The sequence below is a fragment of the Salinivibrio siamensis genome (assembly GCF_001996005.1).
GTDB classification, from domain to species: domain Bacteria; phylum Pseudomonadota; class Gammaproteobacteria; order Enterobacterales; family Vibrionaceae; genus Salinivibrio; species Salinivibrio siamensis.
Map to the genome: position 1 here is coordinate 175,494 of NZ_MUFB01000002.1, position 21,742 is coordinate 197,235.

The 21,742-nt window shown below is 51.6% G+C and carries 21 protein-coding genes; 14 read left to right on the forward strand and 7 right to left on the reverse strand.

The features are described from left to right. Positions 1–12 precede the first annotated feature (12 nt). The 5 genes from BZG73_RS02190 to dam all read left to right on the forward strand — a co-directional run bounded on the left by BZG73_RS02190 (position 13) and on the right by dam (position 6,072). A complete protein-coding gene (locus tag BZG73_RS02190) occupies positions 13–1,761 on the forward strand; it encodes a type IV pilus secretin PilQ (RefSeq protein WP_077667452.1) in 1,749 nt (582 codons plus the stop codon). 144 nt (positions 1,762–1,905) lie between these two features. Next, the gene (aroK, locus tag BZG73_RS02195; RefSeq protein WP_025739049.1) at positions 1,906–2,424 is read left to right on the forward strand and encodes a shikimate kinase AroK; all 519 of its coding nucleotides are present in this window, start codon (positions 1,906–1,908) and stop codon (positions 2,422–2,424) included. Between the two features lie 19 nt (positions 2,425–2,443). Then, a complete protein-coding gene (gene aroB, locus BZG73_RS02200) occupies positions 2,444–3,523 on the forward strand; it encodes a 3-dehydroquinate synthase (RefSeq protein ID WP_077578255.1) in 1,080 nt (359 codons plus the stop codon). 11 nt (positions 3,524–3,534) lie between these two features. Then, on the forward strand, positions 3,535–5,169 hold the full coding sequence (locus BZG73_RS02205; protein WP_077667453.1) for an AAA family ATPase: 1,635 nt from the start codon (positions 3,535–3,537) through the stop codon (positions 5,167–5,169). A gap of 72 nt (positions 5,170–5,241) precedes the next feature. Further along, a complete protein-coding gene (gene dam / locus BZG73_RS02210; RefSeq protein WP_046074762.1) occupies positions 5,242–6,072 on the forward strand; it encodes an adenine-specific DNA-methyltransferase in 831 nt (276 codons plus the stop codon). 23 nt (positions 6,073–6,095) lie between these two features. On the opposite strand, the gene BZG73_RS02215 is transcribed toward dam, so the two are convergent. After that, positions 6,096–6,284, reverse strand: coding sequence for a DUF2970 domain-containing protein (locus BZG73_RS02215; protein WP_046074763.1), 189 nt, complete (start codon positions 6,282–6,284; stop codon positions 6,096–6,098). A gap of 150 nt (positions 6,285–6,434) precedes the next feature. On the opposite strand from BZG73_RS02215, the gene rpe reads away from it, so the two are divergent. From rpe to BZG73_RS02260, 9 genes are all read left to right on the forward strand, one after another. After that, entirely contained in the window at positions 6,435–7,109 is a 675-nt protein-coding gene (gene rpe / locus BZG73_RS02220) for a ribulose-phosphate 3-epimerase (RefSeq protein ID WP_046074764.1), read from the forward strand. A gap of 10 nt (positions 7,110–7,119) precedes the next feature. After that, a complete protein-coding gene (locus BZG73_RS02225; RefSeq protein ID WP_077667454.1) occupies positions 7,120–7,800 on the forward strand; it encodes a phosphoglycolate phosphatase in 681 nt (226 codons plus the stop codon). Positions 7,801–7,861: 61 nt separating this feature from the next. Then, positions 7,862–8,899 (forward strand): tryptophan--tRNA ligase, encoded by a 1,038-nt coding sequence (trpS, locus tag BZG73_RS02230; RefSeq protein WP_201247878.1) that lies wholly within the window; start codon positions 7,862–7,864, stop codon positions 8,897–8,899. 222 nt (positions 8,900–9,121) lie between these two features. Next, entirely contained in the window at positions 9,122–11,464 is a 2,343-nt protein-coding gene (locus tag BZG73_RS02235; RefSeq protein WP_077667456.1) for an ExeM/NucH family extracellular endonuclease, read from the forward strand. A gap of 92 nt (positions 11,465–11,556) precedes the next feature. Beyond that, positions 11,557–12,132, forward strand: coding sequence for an anthranilate synthase component II (locus BZG73_RS02240; protein ID WP_077667457.1), 576 nt, complete (start codon positions 11,557–11,559; stop codon positions 12,130–12,132). A gap of 368 nt (positions 12,133–12,500) precedes the next feature. Further along, positions 12,501–13,718, forward strand: a complete 1,218-nt coding sequence (locus tag BZG73_RS02245; protein WP_046074769.1) for an aspartate aminotransferase family protein — start codon at positions 12,501–12,503, stop codon at positions 13,716–13,718. 29 nt (positions 13,719–13,747) lie between these two features. Beyond that, positions 13,748–14,770: an arginine N-succinyltransferase gene (gene astA / locus BZG73_RS02250; RefSeq protein ID WP_077667458.1), complete on the forward strand. Its 1,023-nt coding sequence runs from the start codon at positions 13,748–13,750 to the stop codon at positions 14,768–14,770. Between the two features lies 1 nt (position 14,771). Continuing rightward, complete coding sequence (astD, locus tag BZG73_RS02255) at positions 14,772–16,253, forward strand: succinylglutamate-semialdehyde dehydrogenase (protein ID WP_046074771.1); 1,482 nt, start codon at positions 14,772–14,774, stop codon at positions 16,251–16,253. 10 nt (positions 16,254–16,263) lie between these two features. Beyond that, positions 16,264–17,055 carry a DUF1338 domain-containing protein gene (locus tag BZG73_RS02260; protein ID WP_046074772.1) on the forward strand — a complete coding sequence of 264 codons (792 nt, stop codon included), beginning with the start codon at positions 16,264–16,266 and terminating at the stop codon, positions 17,053–17,055. A gap of 69 nt (positions 17,056–17,124) precedes the next feature. Here the strand turns inward: BZG73_RS02260 and BZG73_RS02265 are convergent, their stop codons facing one another. The 6 genes from BZG73_RS02265 to BZG73_RS02290 form a co-directional block, all read right to left on the reverse strand. Further along, positions 17,125–17,991: a type 2 periplasmic-binding domain-containing protein gene (locus tag BZG73_RS02265; RefSeq protein WP_077667459.1), complete on the reverse strand. Its 867-nt coding sequence runs from the start codon at positions 17,989–17,991 to the stop codon at positions 17,125–17,127. 131 nt (positions 17,992–18,122) lie between these two features. Continuing rightward, on the reverse strand, positions 18,123–18,755 hold the full coding sequence (crp, locus tag BZG73_RS02270; protein ID WP_077667460.1) for a cAMP-activated global transcriptional regulator CRP: 633 nt from the start codon (positions 18,753–18,755) through the stop codon (positions 18,123–18,125). Between the two features lie 249 nt (positions 18,756–19,004). Further along, positions 19,005–19,874: a phosphoribulokinase gene (locus BZG73_RS02275; RefSeq protein WP_046074773.1), complete on the reverse strand. Its 870-nt coding sequence runs from the start codon at positions 19,872–19,874 to the stop codon at positions 19,005–19,007. A gap of 56 nt (positions 19,875–19,930) precedes the next feature. Beyond that, positions 19,931–20,149: a YheU family protein gene (locus tag BZG73_RS02280; RefSeq protein WP_046074774.1), complete on the reverse strand. Its 219-nt coding sequence runs from the start codon at positions 20,147–20,149 to the stop codon at positions 19,931–19,933. A gap of 108 nt (positions 20,150–20,257) precedes the next feature. After that, the gene (locus BZG73_RS02285) at positions 20,258–21,274 is read right to left on the reverse strand and encodes a hydrolase (protein WP_077667461.1); all 1,017 of its coding nucleotides are present in this window, start codon (positions 21,272–21,274) and stop codon (positions 20,258–20,260) included. Beyond that, positions 21,258–21,734 carry a TIGR02444 family protein gene (locus tag BZG73_RS02290; RefSeq protein WP_101494451.1) on the reverse strand — a complete coding sequence of 159 codons (477 nt, stop codon included), beginning with the start codon at positions 21,732–21,734 and terminating at the stop codon, positions 21,258–21,260. The genes BZG73_RS02285 and BZG73_RS02290 overlap by 17 nt, the downstream gene beginning before the upstream one ends. Positions 21,735–21,742: the final 8 nt, after the last annotated feature.

Here is a 21,742-nt window from a genome sequence, read left to right on the forward strand (position 1 = left end):
TAGGATACCAATATGATAATACGCCCTTACCTTTCCCGCACGTTTACGCCAAGCGTTCGCTCAGTCTGGCTCATACTACTGACACTGATACTAAGCGTTGGCTCGGCGCAGGTTGCCGCAAAGAGTACGCTGACCGATATCGCGGTGAAGCGCCTCGACAATGGTGATGCTAGCGTCTCGCTGACGTTTTCTGACGCCGCGGTAGCGGCTGACTTTCGCCAACCGACGCCTCAGCAAGTCATGCTACGTTTGCCGAATGTGCAGCTTAAACCGGCACTGCTGGCGGTCCTCGATACTCGCCGTCGTCAGACGCCCGTGACTGAGATTGAAACCTTTCAGGCACCTGAGCGTGCCCGCATCGTACTGCGTGCTGAGCAGGCTGTGGATTTTGATTATCAGCAGCAAGGAAAGGTGTTGACCATTCGCGTCTCTGCGGCAAAAAAAGCGCCTTCCGCGACGGCCTTAGCGCAAAAAGGAGCGGCGATCTCGATTAACTTCCAAGATATTCCGGTCCGTACGGTGTTGCAGCTGATTGCTGAGCAGAATGATTTTAACCTGGTGACCTCGGACTCGGTGCAAGGCAATATCACCATGCGCATTGATGGTGTGCCTTGGCAAGATGTATTGGATGTGATTTTGCGCGTAAAGGGGCTGGATAAACGCCAACGGGGGCAAGTGATGCTCGTTGCCCCTCGCCGAGAGCTCATGGCACAAGAAAAGCAAGCGCTCGAAATGCGTCAGCAAGCGGACGCCTTACTACCACTGAGCTCAGAAGTGCTCACGGTGAACTATGCCAAAGCTAGCGATATCGCCGCACTGATTAAAGGACAAGGCGAAGGGGTCAGTTTACTGTCGCCCAGAGGGGCGGTATCGCTTGATGAGCGAACCAATGCGTTGATCATTAAAGATAATCAAAAGAATTTAGCCCGCATTCGCACCTTGGTTCGTCACTTGGATGTGCCCGTTAAGCAAGTCGAAATTGAGGCACGTATTGTGACGGTCGAGCAAGGTTCAGTGGACGAATTAGGCGTGCGTTGGGGACTGTTGAATCGAAATGGCTCAACCACGGTTGGCCCGTCTGTGGAAGGTAATTTGATGTGGGATAGCAATGTCACCGGGCAAGGACCTGAAAGCTTAAACGATGCGGCGACAGACGGCGCAAATATTGGCGACTTCCTCAGCGTGAACCTGGCCGCTGCTAACCCCTCGGCCTCGAGCATGGCCTTGCAAGTGGCGAAGCTTGGCAATGATCTTCTGCTCGACTTGGAGCTGTCTGCGCTTGAAAGCGAGAGGAAAGCAGAAGTGGTATCGAGCCCCCGACTTATCACCACCAATAAAAAAGCGGCCTATATTGAACAAGGGACTGAGCTACCTTACCTTGAGGCGTCCTCAAGCGGTGCGGTGGCGGTGTCTTTTAAAAAAGCAGTGCTGAGTTTATCGGTGACCCCACAAATCACGCCCAACAATACGCTGGTTTTGGATTTAAAATTAACCCAAGACATGCCCGAAAAAGCCGTGGTGGCCGGGAAAGGCGAAGCGATGTCGATCAGTACCAAGCGCATTAATACCCAAGTGCTGGCGGAAAATGGTGAAACCGTGGTCTTAGGGGGGATCTTTCAGCAAACCATGATCAATAAAGAGACCCAAGTGCCGCTGCTGGGGGATATTCCCTTGGTTGGCAACTTGTTCAAGCACCAATTAAAAGACCATGCAAAACGCGAACTTCTGATCTTTGTGACCCCTAAAATCGTCACAGACTAGGTTAGGTGTTGCCAAAGGGGTCACTGTCCTGAGATAATTTTTAATCTGATCACGAAATATCTGTGAGGAATTGGCGCCTCGGGCTTTTTTCATTAAGCCTGCGGGCGGTGTTGTCTTATTTAACCGCGCGTAAAATTGCTTAAAATGGCTGAAAAACGAAACATCTTTTTGGTAGGCCCTATGGGGGCTGGTAAAAGCACAATTGGTCGTCATCTCGCTCAGCAACTTCATATGGAATTCTATGATTCTGATTCAGTGATTGAAGATCGTACTGGAGCAGACATTGCATGGGTATTTGACGTTGAGGGTGAAGAAGGTTTCCGTAAACGCGAAGAAAACGTGATAAACGACCTCACTGAAGAGCAAGGTATCGTTCTCGCGACTGGCGGTGGCTCGATCATGAGCAAAGAAAGCCGCAACCGTCTCTCTGCTCGTGGTGTTGTGGTGTATTTAGAAACCACCATCGAGAAGCAGCTGGCACGCACCCAACGCGATAAGAAACGACCATTATTACAAACTGACCAACCACGTGAAGTGCTTGAGTCGTTAGCGGAAGAGCGTAATCCTCTTTATCAAGAAATTGCTGATTATGTTGTACGTACTGACGATCAAAGTGCCAAAGTGGTGGCCAATCAAATCATGGCTCTGTTAGAGCAGCAATAACCAAACACAGGACCCGACCATGGAACGGATAGACGTTAACCTAGGGGCACGTAGCTACCCTATCTCGATCGGTGAAGGGCTGTTAGCTGATGCTAGCCTATTTGGGAGCGTCCATTCGCGTCGGGTTGCTGTCATCAGCAACGAGACAGTGATGCCGTTATACGGCGACGCACTGGTCTCAACCTTAAAACAGGCAGGCGCGGCGGATGTCGCTCGCTTGAGCCTACCCGATGGTGAGGCTTACAAGTCTTTAGAGACATTTAACACCATTAACACCTTCCTATTAGAAAACAATTACAACCGTGATGTGGTACTCGTTGCACTGGGCGGCGGCGTGATTGGTGACATCGTTGGCTTTGCCAGCGCCTGTTATCAGCGCGGGGTAGACTTTATCCAAGTGCCCACCACATTACTGGCGCAGGTGGACTCGTCGGTTGGTGGCAAAACCGCCATTAATCATCCACTGGGTAAAAACATGATTGGGGCTTTCTATCAGCCTCAAGCGGTCGTGATTGATACGCAGGTGCTTAGCTCTTTACCGCGTCGTGAATTTGCCGCGGGCATGGCCGAAGTGATTAAGTATGGCATTATTGCCGACGCGCCTTTCTTTGATTGGCTCGATAGCGAAATGGCTGCACTGACAGCGCTCTCGCCGGATGCGCTACGTTATGCGATTCGCCGCTGTTGCCAGATAAAAGCCGATGTGGTCGCACAAGATGAAACCGAGGCGGGTGTCCGTGCACTCTTAAACTTGGGCCACACGTTTGGCCATGCCATTGAGGCAGAAATGGGATACGGCAACTGGCTGCACGGTGAAGCGGTCTCAGCAGGGACGGTGTTGGCGGCTAAAACGGCACAGCAACACGGTCTGATTGAGCCAAAAACTGTGTCACGCATCACTGCCTTGCTGGAAAGTGCTGATCTTCCCATACAGGCACCCAGTGAGATGAACTACGATGCTTTTATTAAGCACATGATGCGTGATAAAAAAGTGCTTTCAGGACAGTTGCGCCTGGTTTTGCCGACAGCGATAGGCCAGGCTCAAGTGGTTGCAGATGTGCCCCATCAGTGTATTGCTGATGTGATTGATGCCGGTTAACCATTGGATGCATGACAGACACTTTTGATACCTTAACCTTGGATCTGGAAAGCCAAACCCAGCTCCTTTCTCGACTGCAATTTATTACCCGCTTTAGTGCCAACTTGATCCAAGTGACTGGGCCTGAGGGGGCGGGTAAAACCTGGCTCAGTGAGCGCTATATGGAGCAGTGGGCAGATGCCCATGTTCATGCATTATTGGCGTGCCACACCGCTCAGAGCGATGCACAGCGCCGCGCTATCTTGCTGCGGCAAATTGTTAAAGATGGGGTGTTTAACGAAGCCGACCCGCTCATTGATAGTCTCACCATGATGCTCGATGGTGGTGGGTGTGATGCCTTATTGGTGATTGATGATGCGCATCGTTTGACCCCCGGCTTGTTGTCAGAGTTGTGGGCCTTGGTACAGCACGCCCAGCACCAAGCCAATTGGCGTATCAACGTGGTGCTTTTCTCGCTACCTGGAAAGTTGAACAAGTGGCTAGGCCAGGTGTCTTACGGGCACGAGCAAAAACCCCTGGAGCTCGAAATCTCTCCCCTCAACGAGGGAGAAGCTGAGATGTTTATTGATGTGCTGGCGGTCACCCAGCGCATCGGTGGCGAGAAAAAGAAACAGTGGTTAGCCAAATTTGCCAATCAAACCGTTTACCCCGGCACCATTATGGGAAAGGACAATCAGGAGACAGGCGCTGTGAGTAAAGATAAGAAAAAGCCCGCTAAAAACAACAAACCCTTCTTAATGCTGCTCCTTGCGGTGGTATTGATGATCGTCGGCGCGGGGGTGATTTGGTGGGTATTTCCAAGCCAGCAAGGTGACGCTGCGTCAGAAGCGGTGCTTCCTGAAGGGCTCAAGAATTTAGATGATTTGCTCAGTGAACAAGAGGAGCAAGCGATCACTGATCCGCAAACCGCGACCCAAACAGGCACACAACCTAGTGCGTCTAACGCGGATGCGGGGAGCGAGACGATGACGTCGCCATCAGCCGATAATGGTGCGGTAACGGAAGATCAGGCGACCCTACCAGACGATATTAATGGTGAAGGGCTGACTGTTGGGCGCAGTGATGAAGGACAGCGTGTTGTGGTGCCCGATGATGTGGTCGATGCGATTATTGACGAACAAGATGCTGGAGGAGACGGCACTGACGCCGTTGATGAGCCATTAGCCAGCGAAATCAGTGAGGCGGTGCCTGCGCCTGCGGCACCACAAACCGCTGCGGATGACGTCGCGAACGCGGGTCAAACAACCGATGAGGGCGCAACGGCATCGGCTACAAATGCCGATTCAGGCAATCGCAGCCAAGACACTCTTAGCCAAAATGAGAGTGGGCGAAATGGGTTGCCTTTAGCGCCACAAGCTTTGCTCAATATCCCTGCCCAGCGTTATGCCCTGCAATTGGCCGCCCTGCAATCTCGGCAAGATGCGGTTGCCTTGATTGAGGATTATCAATTGGCTGATCGCGTGCAGGTGTACCAAACGCAGCGCAATAATGCGACTTGGTATATGGTGCTATTGGGTGACTATGCCAGTGTGACTGAGGCTCGTCGTGCTGAACTAAACTTGGCGGATAATGTCCGTGCACTGCAGCCTTTTGTGAAATCATTCAGTCAGATCCATCGCGAAATTAACCGAGCAAATGGCCAGTAAAATCCGCTGATTGATGAAGCAAAATAGGGTACAATCCGCCCCTTTTCAGACCGCAGAGATAGACTAGGGGCAATGAGAAAGCATCGCGCGTTTCTAAAGTGGGCGGGAGGTAAGTACTCACTGGTCGATGACATTCGTCGTCATCTTCCTGAGGGGAACACGCTGATAGAGCCCTTTGTTGGCGCCGGATCGGTGTTTCTCAATACCGATTATGACCACTATATCTTGGCGGACATCAATCCCGATCTGATCAACTTATACAACATTATCAAGCAAACCCCGATGCGGTTTGTGGCTGATGCGCGCGCGTTTTTTTGCCAAGAGTACAACCAAAAAGAGCGTTATTTGGATGTGCGCCGTGAGTTTAATCTCACCACGGATCCCTACTTACGCTCGTTGTTTTTCCTCTATATGAATCGTCACGGCTTCAATGGCTTGTGTCGTTACAATAAAAAGGGTGGCTTTAATGTGCCCTTTGGCTCCTACAAAAAACCTTACTTTCCGGAAAAAGAGCTCGCGGTTTTTGCCGAAAAAGCGCAACGGGCAGAGTTTGTTTGTGAAGGGTATGCGGAAAGCTTTGCCCGCGCCAAGTTGGGCGACGTGATTTACTGTGATCCGCCCTATGCGCCGCTTACCGCCACGGCGAACTTTACCACCTATGCTACCAATGGCTTTACGCTGGACGATCAAGCCTTACTGGCCGAACACGCTGAACAGGCCTCTGTCAGCCAAGGGATCCCGGTTCTTATCTCCAACCATGATACGCCTTACACGCGTCGGCTATACCGTGGCGCGTCGTTTAACGTGGTGAAAGTCAAGCGTACCATTAGCCGTAATGGACAAGGCCGGAATAAAGTGGACGAGCTACTGGCACTGTTCGACCCGCCATCGCCTACTCTGTGATGCTTCTCATCCGTCTTGGGCCATTAGGTCAACACACTGACTAACGCCAGCAAGGCAGCGACAAAGATCCCAATCATCACCACACCGGTGATGATATACGCCGCCGGCGAATCATGGCCAAAATCTCGTTCGCGATTTTGTTGCGATTGGACGCCAAACAATGCCGCGATGACGCTCTTCATAACGTCAGTGAGTCTAGGTTTGCTGTCCATGATGCCTCCTTTTTTGGCGCCTCTGTTTACTCTAGTCAAGCCACGATAACTTGTCAGTGTTAGCGAGGAGAAAACCGTGAACGGGTAAGACTTCGTGGCCAAAATCGGGTAGAATTGCGGCAACTTTTTGGTAACTGAGGCGACCGTGCTATGAAGGATTTTTTGATCGCGCCATCGATTTTATCTGCTGATTTTGCGCGACTGGGTGAAGAAGTGGACAAGGTGCTCGCCGCGGGGGCGGACGTGGTCCATTTTGATGTGATGGATAATCATTATGTCCCCAATCTCACCTTTGGTGCCCCGGTTTGTCAGGCGTTACGTGACTATGGCATTACCGCCCCCATTGATGTCCACTTGATGGTTAAACCCGTCGACAGGATTATTCCTGATTTTGCCAAAGCGGGCGCCAGCATGGTCACCTTTCATGCAGAAGCCAGTGAGCACATCGATCGTACCTTGCAGTTGATTAAAGAGCATGACATGCAAGCGGGCTTAGTCTTTAACCCGGGCACGCCGTTGCATTATCTCGATTACGTGATGGATAAGCTGGATATGATCTTGCTGATGTCGGTCAACCCAGGCTTTGGGGGGCAGTCGTTCATTCCCACCACGCTTGATAAACTCCGAGCCGTTCGACAGCGTATTGATGCCAGCGGTCGAGACATCCGTCTCGAAATCGATGGTGGCGTAAAAGCGAACAACATTGCTGAGGTTGCTGAGGCAGGCGCAGATATGTTTGTGGCGGGCTCCGCCATTTTTGGTCAGCCAGATTACAAGGCCGCCATTGATGAAATGCGTGCCGAACTGGCAAAAGTAGAAAGGTAGTTGAAGTAGTATGAGCCTGCGTTATATTGCATTTGATTTAGACGGCACCTTAGTCGATAGCGTGCCAGATTTGACCCAAGCGCTGCAGATGATGTTAGCCGATTTGGACAGACCCACAGTGAGCGTTGCGGAGGTCACCGGCTGGATTGGTAATGGTGCAGATATCATGATCCGTCGTGCCTTGTCGCGCGCTCACGCGCACGACCCCGATTTAGATCCCTCGCTGGTGGCACAAGCCAGAGAGCGCTTCAATTTCCATTACGAAAACAATGGGCACGAAAAGACAGTATTGTATGCGGGGGTCAAAGACACCTTGAACCACTTGCACCAGCAAGGCTATCAACTGGGTGTGGTCACCAATAAGCCTTACGCCTTTGTGCCAGCGATTTTAGCCGATTTAGGCCTAGCCGAATTATTTACCGATGTGATTGGCGGCGACAGTTTGTCGACCAGTAAGCCCGATCCCGAAGGCTTACATCGACTGCGCGATAAACACGGACTCACCAATGCCCAGATGTTGATGGTCGGTGATTCAAAAAATGATATTTTGGCAGCCCAGAATGCCGGAATCGCCTCCGTCGGCCTAACTTATGGCTACAACTATGGTGAGCCTATCAGTGACAGCTGCCCTACCTATATATTGGATCACTTTAGTGAATTAGTCTCTGTGGTTGCTAACCACCCAGAGTAACGCGTTTAATAAGCAAATTAAGACCGCCCCCACGGGCAATATGTAAAGGAATCAAATCATCATGAGTCAATCTTCAAAACCCATTGTATTGAGTGGTGTGCAACCCTCTGGCGAGCTAAGTATTGGTAACTATCTGGGCGCGTTGCGTCAGTGGGAACAGATGCAAGATGATTATGACTGCCAATATTGCGTGGTGGATTTACATGCGATCACCGTCCACCAGGATGCAGACGCGTTACGCGAAGCCACGCTTGATGCCTTAGCGCTTTGCTTGGCGGTGGGGGTGAGCCCAGAAAAAAGTAACCTGTTTGTGCAATCACACGTGCCTGAGCACGCGCAGTTGAGCTGGGTACTTAACTGCTACACCCAAATGGGTGAGTTAAACCGGATGACCCAATTTAAAGACAAGTCGCAACGTCATGCTGAGAACATTAATGCGGGATTGTTTGGCTATCCAGTGTTAATGGCGGCGGACATCTTGTTGTATCAAACCAATCAGGTTCCGGTTGGTCATGACCAAAAACAACACCTAGAGTTGGCGCGTGATGTGGCGACCCGCTTTAATAACCGTTATGGCGATGTATTTGTGCTCCCAGAGCCGTATACACCCGACGTGAATGCCCGGGTAATGAGCTTACAAGATCCGACCAAGAAAATGTCTAAATCGGACGATAATCGCAACAATGTGATTGGTTTGCTGGAAGACCCTAAAGCGATCGCGAAAAAAATTAAACGTGCGGTGACTGACTCTGAAGAGCCACCCCGTGTACGTTTCGATATTGCGCAAAAGCCAGGGGTGTCTAATCTGCTTGGGTTATTGTCGGGCGCCACGGGTAAGTCGATTGACGCGCTCGAGCAAGCCTACGAGGGCAAGATGTACGGGCATTTGAAAAAAGATACAGCCGATGCGGTGGTCGCTATGCTTGAGCCGTTGCAAGCGCGTTATCACGAGTACCGTGCCGATCGCGCATTGCTTGATAGCGTGATGCAAAAAGGGGCAGTCCATGCTTCGGCGCGCGCGCAGCAAACCTTGCGTAAGGTTTACGACGCAGTGGGTTTTGTACCACCCCGTCGCTGTCTCATGGAACAAAATATATAATTAGCCGATAATTTTGTGAGCAAGCGAATTTAACAGTACAAAAAAGCAGCGGGTGAAAGCTCGCTGCTTTTTTTTTAACATAACTGAACCAGCTTCTCACTTCTAATTACTTCATCAATAATCGCTGATTCCGGTGCGATTCATATCACGTCATATCCTGTACCTATCATGAATAATACACTCGATTTTCGAGTAAACACTCAATTACGTGAAGGAACAGGTATGAAAAAGCCAATGATGTGGTCACCGCTTGCGCTGGTAATGGCGGGGATTGCACTGCCCGCGGCGGCGACAGCGCCACTGACCGAGAGCTACCAATGTGGGGTGACGACCCCGACCCCCATTTATGACATTCAAGGTGATGGCGCGCGGAGCCCGCTCGTCCCTGATGGCAAATACAGTTCTGACAAAACCTATGCCGTAAAAGGCGTGGTGACGGCTGTCACCCAAGGCCTCTATAAAGGGGTCTGGATTCAAGATCCGCAAGGAGATGGCAACCCTGCCACGTCTGACGGGTTGTTTGTCTATTTGCGTGACGCGCAACGCTTAGCGTTGGCGCCCGGCGATACCCTTTGTGCCAGCGGTAAAATTAAAGAGTACTACGGGCATACCCAGCTAGGCGTCACGGATGGACAGGTGGCAAAAGGGCCTTACCAAAGTGATGTGCTACCCACTGCCATCCGTGTGAGGGCAGAAGAAACCCTTGATCAGGCACTGGAGCGCTATGAAGGCATGAAGGTGACCATGGACGCTGACAGTGAATTAGTGATCACCCGTAACTTTGGTTTTGACTACGATGCGTTCCGTAACAACATGGTGTTATCGCATCAGGCACCTTTGTATAAACCGACACAATTGTATCCAGCATTAACACCAGGCGCTGCGGCGTTGGCAGAGAAAAATGCCCAAAACCAGCTTTATATTGAAACCGACCAGAAAGCGAAAGATGGCGAGATCCCGTACTTCCCTGGCCTCGATGCTGAGCAAGGATATTTGCGGATTGGCGATCGCATCGAACGGTTGAGTGGTGTGCTGGGCTATAGCTACAGCCAGTATCGTCTGGTGGCGACTAACACGATCACCGCTGGGGATATTGTGCATCGCAATGACCGTCAACCGGCGCCTAAGACGGTACCTGGCACAGATATTAAGGTCGCGAGCATTAATGTGCTTAACTACTTTACTAGCGCCAGTGCGGTCGGTGGCCCACTCAATGTGACCTGTGAAGATCAAGCCGACGCGGATGCGAGCCGTGGCTGTAATCGTGGCGCAAAAACCGCGGCTGAGTTTGAACTGCAACGCTCGAAAATCGTTAACGCATTGACGGCAATGGATGCTGATATCGTTGGGTTGATGGAGATTGAAAACAACGGCTTTGCAGCGGGTAGTGCCATTGATGATCTAGTGACTCAACTCAACGCCCAGTTTGCTGACCCCCGTGATCACTACCAATTTGTTGAACCGAGTGAGGCGGAGAAAAATCAAGGCGCTTACTTTGGCTCTGATGCCATCATGGTAGGCATGATTTATCGTCCTGCGACAGTGGCATTAGCAGGCAATGCCCAGGCTATCCCAATGCCCGAGCAGCATATCAGTGGCGAAAGCCCAGACGGAGAAACCAAGGCACTCGACAAATACCAGCGTGATAGCTTGATCCAACGCTTTATGATTAATGATCAGCCTCTTAGTGTGGTGGTGAATCACTTCAAATCAAAAGGCTCGGGCTGTTATGAAGATTGGGTTGCCGGCGAGTTTGATAGTGAAACGGCTGACCTGCAGGGCCGTTGTAATGAGTTCCGCGTCTCGGCGGCGGTGGCATTACGTGACCGATTAAACACCGTAGAGGGTGATGTCCTGATCTTAGGTGACTTGAATGCGTACGCGCAAGAAGATCCTGTTCGTGTGCTGACGGACTATCAGCGTCGCGAGGGTCAGCGCGATATTCTTACCGCTGCGGGCACGGAAATTCGTGGTGTGCCTATGCATGCGACCGGCCAACCCGTGGAAGAAGGATTGGGGTATACCAATTTGGCCACCGACTGGTTAGGGGACAAAGCCTATTCGTATTCATTCTCTGGAGAGCTGGGTGCGTTAGATCATGCTTTGGCCAATGCCAGCTTGGCAAGCAAAGTGGTTGGCGTAGAAGAGTGGCACATTAACTCGGTAGAAAGCACGCTGTTTGAATATAGCCGCCAGTATACGGGTGATTTGGTGAAATCGGACAATGCGTTCTCATCCTCCGACCACGACCCTGTCTTGATCTCGCTTGACTACCCAGAGCCTGTGGTGCCGGTTTCTGTGACCGTGAACAATCGCAGCATTTTACCGATTGTGCCGCTGCTTAACGGACAGAAAAGCCCGGTTCATGCGTGGATGAAATGGCGCGCGACGCGCACGTTCAACCAAGCCAGCCCTTTGGTGCAATCCTTGGCGTTAAGCGCAGATGATCGTATTGCGGTTGCGGTGAAAGCCTTGGGGTTGTTCCCTGTATACTGTGGCAGTGCCCCCGCTGATACACCGATGACAGTGACATACACTGGCTTTCGCTGTCAGTTAAATCGTTAACCAATAAGCGTCGTCCCTAGCTCACGCTAGGATGACGCCCTATAAGCACTGTGTTAGCATCATGCCGGTTTTCAATCGCATGGCCGCGCACAGTGCTTCTTATCATCGATAACTACGACTCGTTTACCTACAACCTGTATCAATACTTTTGTGAATTGGGCGCGTCTGTTTGCGTCAAACGCAATGATGCGATTAGCTTGGCGGAGATAGAGGCGATGGCACCCACGCATATCGTGGTTTCGCCAGGCCCGTGTACCCCAGATGAGGCTGGGATCTCGCTGGCGGTGATTGAGCACTTTGTGGGAAAGATCCCCTTGTTAGGTGTCTGTCTGGGCTACCAAGCCCTAGCACAAGTATTTGGTGCTAAGGTGATACGCGCGAAGGCAGTGATGCATGGTAAAACCTCGCCCGTTGATCACGAAGGACAAGGTGTCTTTGCGCATTTGCCAAGCCCGCTTACCGTCACGCGATATCACTCCTTAGTGGTGGATCCACACAGCTTACCTGCTTGTTTGATGGTAACAGCGACCACCACGGAGGCGGATGGACGTGAGATCATCATGGGGTTAAAACACCGAGAACTCGCGGTGGAAGGGGTCCAATTTCATCCAGAAAGCATCCTCACCCAAGAGGGACATGCGTTACTGGCTAACTTTCTCCAGCAATAAAGCCGACAGGATAAAGGCGCGACAGTTTAAGCGCCATTACCTCGGGGCATCCCAGTCGCGCCCACTATTACACACTATTGCACAAAATGGCGATCTTTATCACTAATTTTACATTTCGCGATTTTTGACTGCCTTATCAATGGCTGCAACCTTATGCAGCCTGGGTGTTGTCTCCCTTCAGTCTTGCCTATTTGGCATCATAGCATTGCTCGCTCTGCGCTTCTCTCTGCTCACAGTTTATGCATAACTATCTCTGTAAACTGCATAAGATCGGTTACCCTGCTGAAAACAAAACATAATCTGCTATTGCCGCGGTTAAAATAATGTAAATACTATGCGTCATAGATAAAACACAGAAGGATTGAGTGATGACAATGGAGCACAAAGTAGAACGTAAACTCTTCGATGAAGTCATGGTGCCATGTTACAACCCAATGCCGATGATCCCAGATCATGGTAAAGGGTCGCGCATCTGGGATCAGGAAGGTCGGGAGTATATCGATTTTGCCGGTGGTATCGCGGTGAGCTGTTTAGGCCATTGTCATCCGGTAATGGTGGATGCACTGACCGAACAAGCACAGAAGCTGTGGCACCTGAGTAATGTGATGACCAATGCCCCTGCGTTGCGCCTTGCTAAACGCCTCACCGAGCTTTCCTTCGCCGACCGCGTGTTTTACGCGAACTCAGGCGCCGAGGCGAACGAAGCCGCACTGAAACTGGCGCGTCGCTGGGCAAAAGAAGAGCACGGCGAGCACAAAAGTGAAATCATCGCGTTCACCAAAGGTTTCCACGGTCGTACCTTCTTTACCGTCACGGTAGGGGGACAGCCCGCTTATTCCGATGGCTTTGGCCCCAAGCCTGGCGATGTGACCCACCTTCCCTACAACGACATCGCCGCATTGGCCGACCATATCTCCGATCGCACCTGTGCGGTGATGATGGAGCCATTGCAAGGTGAGGGCGGCATCGTGCCACCGGAGGCAGGCTTTTTGCAGGCCGTGCGCGAGCTGTGTGATAAGCACAATGCGTTGTTGATTTTCGACGAAGTCCAAACCGGTAATGGCCGTACTGGCACCTTCTATGCCTATCAAGAATCAGGGGTCGAGCCGGACATTCTGGCGACGGCTAAATCATTAGGTGGCGGGATCCCCATTGGTGCCATGCTTACCACCGAACGTCTCGCGGCACATATGAAACCAGGCGTTCACGGCTCTACCTATGGCGGCAACCCACTGGCATGTGCCGTGGCAGAAGCGGTGGTCAATGAAGTGACCAAGCCTGAAGTCTTAGACGGTGTGATTGAGCGAGAGCAATGGTTCCGTGACGGTTTAGAAGCGATTAACGATAAGTACGGTATCTTCAGTGAAGTCCGTGGCAAAGGCTTGCTACTCGGTGCGGCACTGAACCAAGACTGGGAAGGCCGTGCCCGCGATATTTTGGTTGCCGCGGGTGAAGAAGGCCTGTTGGTATTAGTCGCCGGCCCAAATGTGGTGCGTTTTACCCCCTCATTGGTGATTACCAAAGCTGATATTGAAGAAGGGATGGCACGTCTAGAGCGCGCGATTGCGAAGGTCGTTGCAGGATAAGCGACCTCATACACTCGGAGGGATTTGAGATGTTAGTTATTCGGCCTATCCGTGCATCAGATTTTGATGCACTGATGTTGTGTGCGGAAGCGTCCGGCCATGGGTTTACCTCGTTGCCGGTGGATGCCGATTTGCTACAAGGGCGAATTGATAATTCGCTAGAAAGTTTTGCCAAAAAGGTGACAGAGCCTGGCCCGGAAGGCTACTTGATGGTCGCTGAAGATGTAGAAACGGGTGAAATTGCTGGGACAACAGGCATCGAGGCCGCGATTGGCCTTGACAACCCATTTTACAGTTACCACCTGACGAAGGTGGTGCACTCGTCGCGCAAACTGAATGTGCATAACATCGTGGAAGTGCTGACGTTTGGCAACAACTACACCGGCACGACAGAGATCTGCACCTTGTTTATGCGCCCTGAGTTTCGTGGCGGCCTAAACGGCAAGCTCTTGTCCAAGTGTCGGTTTTTGATGTTGGCACAATTTCCAGAGCGTTTCGCAGACGTGGTCTTTGCTGAAATGCGTGGTGTGTCTGACGACGAGGGGAACTCGCCGTTTTGGCAATGGTTGAAGGATAACTTCTTTAACATTGACTTCACGTTGGCTGACTACCTCACCGGGATTGGGGCGAAAGGCTTCATTGCTGACCTGATGCCAAAACTGCCGATTTACGTGAGCCTGCTTAGTGAGGAGGCGCGAGCGGTGATCGGGCAAGTGCACCCAAATACCCGCCCAGCGTTGCGCTTGTTGGAAAAAGAAGGCTTTTCGTGCCGTGGTTATGTCGACATCTTTGATGCCGGCCCCACGGTGGAATGCTTACGTCACAATATCGAATCCGTGCGTCATTCTTTTAACGCCTTGGCAAGCGTAAGAGAGCACAGCAGCGCGCAGGACTATTTGATATCGAACACGGACTTTGCCGGTTTCCGCGCCACGGCGGCGAAAGCGGCGGTGGATCATGAAACCAATCAGGTGGTGATCAGCCCCGCGGTAGCAGACGCATTGAATGTAAAAGAAGGCGATCAGCTGCGTTTGATTGCCATGGAGGGATAAGATGACAAAGCAATCAGCAGGCCATCTGATTAACGGTGAATGGGTGAAAGGCGAGGGCGAGGTGATGACCTCGCAAAATCCCTTTGATAGTCAGTGTATTTGGCAAGGTGAAGAAGCGACGCGCCCCCAGGTTGAACAAGCGGTTAGCGCCGCACGTGAAGCCTTTCTTCGTTGGCGTAATACTGAATTTGCCGAGCGTCAAGCGCTGGTTGAGCGCTTTGCCGAGATAGTGAAAGCGAATACGGATGATTTAGCGCGCACCATTGCGGAAGAGACGGGCAAACCATTCTGGGAAACCAAAACCGAAGTCGGTGCCATGGTGGGAAAAGTGGCGATCTCATTACGCGCTTACCACGAGAGAACGGGCTCACGCGAGAAGGACGTCAATGGCACGCAAGCGGTGTTGCGCCACCGCCCGTTAGGTGTGATGGCGGTCTTTGGTCCTTACAACTTCCCGGGTCATCTGCCCAATGGTCACATTGTCCCCGCGTTACTGGCCGGTAACAGTGTGGTATTCAAGCCGTCAGAGTTGACGCCGAAAGTGGCGGAGAAAACACTGGCGTATTGGCTAGAGGCGGGGCTGCCACATGGCCTTATCAATTTGGTGCAAGGTGGCCGTAATACCGGTGAGGCACTCGCGCAAGCGCGCGGCATCGACGGACTGCTATTTACCGGTAGCGCCAATACTGGCCATATTCTCCACCGCCAGTTTGCCGGTCAGCCTGATAAGATGCTCGCACTTGAAATGGGGGGAAATAACCCCTTGGTGGTCAGTGACCAGTTTGGTGATTTAGAGGCCACCGTGTATACCATCATTCAGTCAGCGTATCTTAGCGCCGGCCAACGCTGTACCTGTGCGCGCCGCTTGCTGTTGCCTGAGGGTGAAGTGGGAGACAAGATCTTGACGCGCCTAGCTCAATGGACAAAAACCGTGCGTGTAGGCGGTCAGTTTGATGATCCGGCTCCGTTTATGGGCGCACAGATCTCAGTGGCGGCAGCGGAAGGCATCCTGGCGACACAACAAAAGCTTGTTGATCTGGGCGCGAAGCCAGTGATTGAGTGTGAACATCAGCATGATGCGGTGATCTCGCCAGGGATCTTGGATGTCAGTGGTATCCAAGACTTACCGGATGAAGAGTATTTTGGCCCGTTGTTGCAAGTGCAGCGTTACCAGGATATGGCCGATGCGGTCACCAAAGCCAATGACACCCGTTATGGATTGTCTGCCGGGCTTATCAGTGAAGACGATGGTGAATGGCAGTATTTCCTTGACCATATTCGTGCAGGGATTGTTAACCGCAATCGTCAACTGACCGGAGCCAGTGGCGATGCGCCATTTGGTGGGCCAGGTGCTTCGGGGAACTTACGCCCTAGCGCGTATTACGCGGCAGATTATTGTGCTTATCCCATGGCATCCATGGAGGGCGAGCAGGTGATGCTTCCCGAGACGTTCGCCCCCGGTATACCGACTCAACAGGACTAAGGAGAGCAACATGGACAGTGGCCAAGCGTTATTCGACAAACTGTGGCAGGACTACATCAACCGCCTGTGCCCTTCGGCACATAAGGTGCATGCCTTATTAGAGGAAGGGCAACCTTTGATCAATGATCATATTGCCTTACGGACATTTGGTTTGCCTAAGGTTGGACTAAAGGTACTCGCGCGTCCATTTCTCGCCTTGGGGTATCAGCAAAAAGGTGACTATACCTTTGAAGCGAAAAAGCTCAATGCTTGCCATTTTGAGCACCCCGATCCCTTGATGCCGAAAGTCTTTATCAGTGAGTTGATGGTCGAGCAATGCTCGCCCGCGCTTCAGGCGATTGTTGAGAAGCTGGTGGCACAAGTTGATGCGTCGTCACTTACAGGCAGCGATTTTCTCCATCAGGGCCGCCTATGGGATATTGATTGGGCAACCTATCAAACGCTTGCCGAAGAGAGTGAATATGCGTCTTGGGTGGCGGCACACGGTTATGGTGCGAACCATTTTACCGTGAGTGTGAATCAGCTGAATGCGCATGATGATTGCCTCTCGGTGAACAACCGATTGCGCGATAATGGCTTTGCGATTAACGAGTCAGGTGGGGAAGTCAAAGGGGATGCATCTGTGTATCTGGAGCAATCCTCCACCATGGCTGACCGCGTGCCCGTTACTTTCTCCGATTGCACGCAAACCATCCCGGGTGGCTTTTACGAGTTTGCTAAGCGGTATGTGTTGCCCAATGGTGAACTCTACCAAGGTTTTGTGGCTGCTTCGGCAGACAAAATCTTTGAAAGCACCCATTAGTGCGTCACGCATTGCTTATCGACATCATGGGAAAAGGGAGCGTGTGATACGCTCCCTTTGTTTTATCGTCTATTGAGCCTCGATGTCGAGCCAAAACGTGTCTGGAATCGCTTGTGTTTCGTTGCTTAAATGCGGGTTGTCGACTCGGATGACAGTACGCTCACCAATGTTCGCCTTTTCAAAGGTTTCCTTAACTAAAGGGGCATTATTGAAAAACTCGATAAATGATCCGTCTTGATACGCCGCTTCAAAAGCGCCATTTAACATCTCGGCGACGTCAGCATGTTGCGGAGACACAAACAGGAACATTGGGAAGCGATAGATCAGCATCAGGTGTGGGTCAACTAACAGATTACCGTATTGCGGCCGCTCGGCTAATTCACTAAAAGGCTCAATCAAGGCACGAGGGAAGAGATCGGCCCGGCCCGTATCAACCACTTTGAAAATGTTTTCAAAGCTCGATATTTCACGTACGCGAAATCCCGCTGAGTTAAGCACCTTGACGTCGGCCCAACCTTGTCCCTGAATCATAGTCAGAGACTGCAAGTCACTCGCGCTACTTATCTGAGCAAGTTGGGGCTCGGTGGCTTGGTTGGTAATAAACAGGCGGTGGCCGAGTAAGCCACGAAACACGGGATAGCGAACGGGGATCAATTCAGCTTCCAGCGTACGGTCGGCACCAAGCCAGTCGACGGTGAGCTTGCCTTGCTTGAGCATTTCCACCTTACGAGATTGAGAGCCAATTTGGCCGTCAAAGGCTTGTAAGGTAACAGATCCTCCCGACTTTTCGGCAAGAAACTCGATGAGCTCAATGGCATAGAGATCAAGCGCCGAGCCGGCGCGTGGCTCGGGGTGGACAATCGTCGTATTGGACGCAGCATGGACTGAAAACACAGAGAGCGCGAAGGCGGTGAGGGTAACCATGAGTTTTTTCATAAACGACACCTTGTTAATTTTATGTTAACCATGTCGTTTTGAGTGTAGAAGCAATCCGCGTGCTTGCCAGATAATGGAGATAAAAAAAACCGACGCCAGGGCGTCGGTTGGTGATACAGAGAGCGGCGCGATTAGCGTGTGCCGTATACCACGATGGTTTTACCGTGTGCGGAAATGAGGTTTTGCTCTTCCAGCATTTTAAGGATACGTCCCACTGTTTCGCGTGAGCAGCCAACGATTTGGCCAATTTCCTGACGGGTGATCTTAATCTGCATACCATCAGGATGCGTCATGGCATCAGGCTGCTTCGCCAAGTTCAATAGGGTTTGCGCAATGCGCCCTGTGACGTCCAGGAAGGCAAGATCCCTCACCTTTTGGCTCGTTACCTGCAAGCGGCGCGCCATTTGTGAGGACAAGCGCATCAAGATATCAGGATTCACTTGGATAAGCTGGCGGAACTTTTTGAATGAAATTTCTGCCACTTCACACGGTGATTTGGCGCGTACCCAAGCAGTGCGCTCTTGGTCTTCTTCGAAAAGCCCGAGCTCACCGATGAAGTCACCTTGGTTAAGGTAAGACAGGATCATTTCCTTGCCTTCTTCATCTTTGATCAGTACGGCCACAGACCCTTTCACGATGTAATACAAGGTCTCCGCCTTTTCACCAGCATGGATAAGCGTGCTTTTCGACGGATACTTATGAATATGACAATGTGAAAGGAACCACTCGAGTGTAGGGTCTGTTTGAGGTTTTCCTGGAACCATATAACTTATTTCCTCTGCATGTGTTGCCCGGCAACAACGTCCTATCTTTGTCTGAGGGGTAACCCATCAGATCATTGCACAGAATACGAAGTCTGAACGCGGGCTACAAGCTCACTGTATGTTAACAAGAGTGTATCTTTTTTTGTTGGTGATTTCTTGATTTTGATCTAGGCCAACCGCCTAAAAAACTGGCAAAAACGTGGCTAAGATCACGGCTTGAGAAGTAATACATCATGAATGCGCTACGCCTCAGCCAATCTTGCCTTTTTCTATCAATTGCTGGATCAATGGACGTATGATCAATTCCATTGCAAAGCCCATTTTTCCTCCCGGCACCACTAAGGTGTTATGGCGCGACATAAACGACCCGGTGATCATTTGCAACAGATAAGGGAAGTCGACGTTTTTCATGCCACGAAAGCGGATCACCACAAAGCTTTCATCCAAAGACGGAATCCCTTTGGCATTTAATGGGTTTGAGGTATCTACCGTGGGAACGCGCTGAAAGTTGATATGGGTGCGAGAAAACTGCGGGGTGATATAGTGCAGATAATCATCCATTGAGCGCACAATCGAGTCGGTCACCGCTTCACGAGAATGGCCTCTATCGCGCGTATCACGGACAAATTTTTGAATCCACTCTAAGTTGACGATGGGGACCATACCAATCAAGAGATCGACGTGCTGCGCAACGTTGACGTCACCGTCGACCACGCCGCCGTGCAACCCTTCGTAAAACAATACATTGGTATTGTCGGCCAAGTCTTGCCATGGCGTGAAGGTACCAGGCATTTGGTTATAGGGCACCGCTTCATCAAAGGTATGTAAGTAGCGGCGGTACTTCCCGGTGCCTTGGTCACCATATTCACGAAAAAACTGTTCCAGCCGAGGGAAGTCGTTGGCGGTGGGGCCAAAATAGCTGATATGTTTACCTTGCTCACGCGCTTTACGGATCTCGACGTCCATTTCGGGACGGGTAAAGCGATGAAAACTGTCCCCTTCTAGCCAGGCCGCTTTGATGTTCATCATTTGGAACATCTTTCGGAAGGCTTCCGAGGTGGTGGTGGTGCCGGCCCCTGACGAGCCGGTGACCGCAATAATTGGATGTTTAGCCGACATGACGCGCCCTGTCATTCAGTCTGAATTTGTATCGCGATACGGCGAGTACTGCGATGCTAGGATCCGAGTGCTGCTTTACGACGAATATCCACTGTCTCGTGCAACTCAGAATACACAATCACGGCTTCTCCGGATTGCAGTTGTTGGCGAACGTCCTCCACTTTTTGTGCAAAGCTGACTTCTTGCTCACCATAATCGGTTCCTTCCCGTAACACAAAATGCTCAATTAAACCTGTGAGTGTCTCGTCGGGAATCGATTGCCATGGAACCATCATACTACATCACCTTTTATCGATCTCAGGATGGCATGCTAGGGTGCCTGATGTGAATGTTGTGAATTGGCTCGCATTTTACCCGATCATTCCGCGTAATGCAGTGGTTCTCTACGCTTTCTTGATCGTGCGCGTGTCACTCACACGATCCGAATGAGGTGATTGTACGGGTAGATAAGTGGCAAGCCAGTGGGGGACGGCGTGCTCAAGCCAAAACTGTGGCTGTCGCCAACTACCGGCGACAAAGCCAACATGGCCGCCATGCTCAGTGAGTTGGTAATCAATGTTTGCGGGTAACGGGGACGTAGGGATCACCGCGTCGGTCATAAAAGGGTCGTCTTTGGCATGAATAATCGCCAGTGGGGCCTTGATGGTGTCGAGCACCGATAAACCACTGCAGGCGCGATAATAGTGGTGGGCATCGTCAAAGCCATGAAGCGGAGCGGTGACGGTTTGGTCGAACTCGAACAGGGTGTTTATCGCCGGGCGCTCCCCCGCGTGCCATCGGCCTACTTGCTGATGCCGTGTGAGCTTTTCCGCCAGGGTTTGTCGCATCGAGCGCAATAAATAGGCTTGATAAACACGGGAAAAGCCTTGCTGGATACGCATCGAGCACGCGGCAAGATCAAGTGGCGGTGACACGGCGCAACCACAGGTCACGATGGGGTCATCGTGATAGTCGGCCAGGTAACGCACCAGCATATTTCCCCCCAAAGAGACCCCGACCGCGCCAATTTGACTCTCTGGATAGGTTTGACGCAAATGGGTTAAGAAGGCGCGTGCGTCCTGGGTTTCTCCCGAATGATAGGTCCGCGCGGCACGATTGAGGCGGCCACTGCAGCTGCGAAAGTGCATCACCACGCCGCACCAACCTTGGCGTTGGAAGGCCGCGAGCAAGCCGTTGGCATACGGGCTGTCAAAACTGCCTGCTAAGCCATGGAATAAAACAACAATCGGCTGTCCAGGTTGCGGCTGATGCGTCCACGCCAGATCAACAAAATCGCCATCGGGCAGGTCAAATTGCTGCCAGCGAGGGGTGAAAAGCGGGGCACGACGCAGAAAGCGAGGCAACAAGGTTTGCAGGTGCGCATTCCGCGCGCTGGGAATGGGTTTAAACGGTGTCATCATGGTTGCTTTCCTGTTCCTCGGCGGGTGTCACCTTCAGTGATGTGTATAGGTTGCGTGCTGATGGTGACAACTGACGGCAATAGTAGGCGAGAGGAGAGGCGGTGTCCGTGAGCCAGGTTTGACGATTCAGGGCATCGACTAAATCTTGCTGTTGGAATTTTTCTAAGCTGAGCTCGAAGTTAAGCATTTTTTTATATTGCCCACTCCCGACACGCGGCTTGATGTCACGCCGTAAATGACGGTAAGCAATCAGTAAGTGCTCAGAGCGGCTCAATGCGTGCTTCAGTTGTGTGAGGCTCTCGGGCGCAAGACCATAGCCGTGCTGTTCAATCCAGGCGAGTAATAAGGCAAGGTTGACGTTGCCCTGATGCTCGTCTTGGAGCCTGAGGCAAGCTTGCTTCACCTCTGGCTTGCCATAATGATGTAAACAAAACTGCCATAGGTCGGCGGGGTTCGCCATCCCAGGGG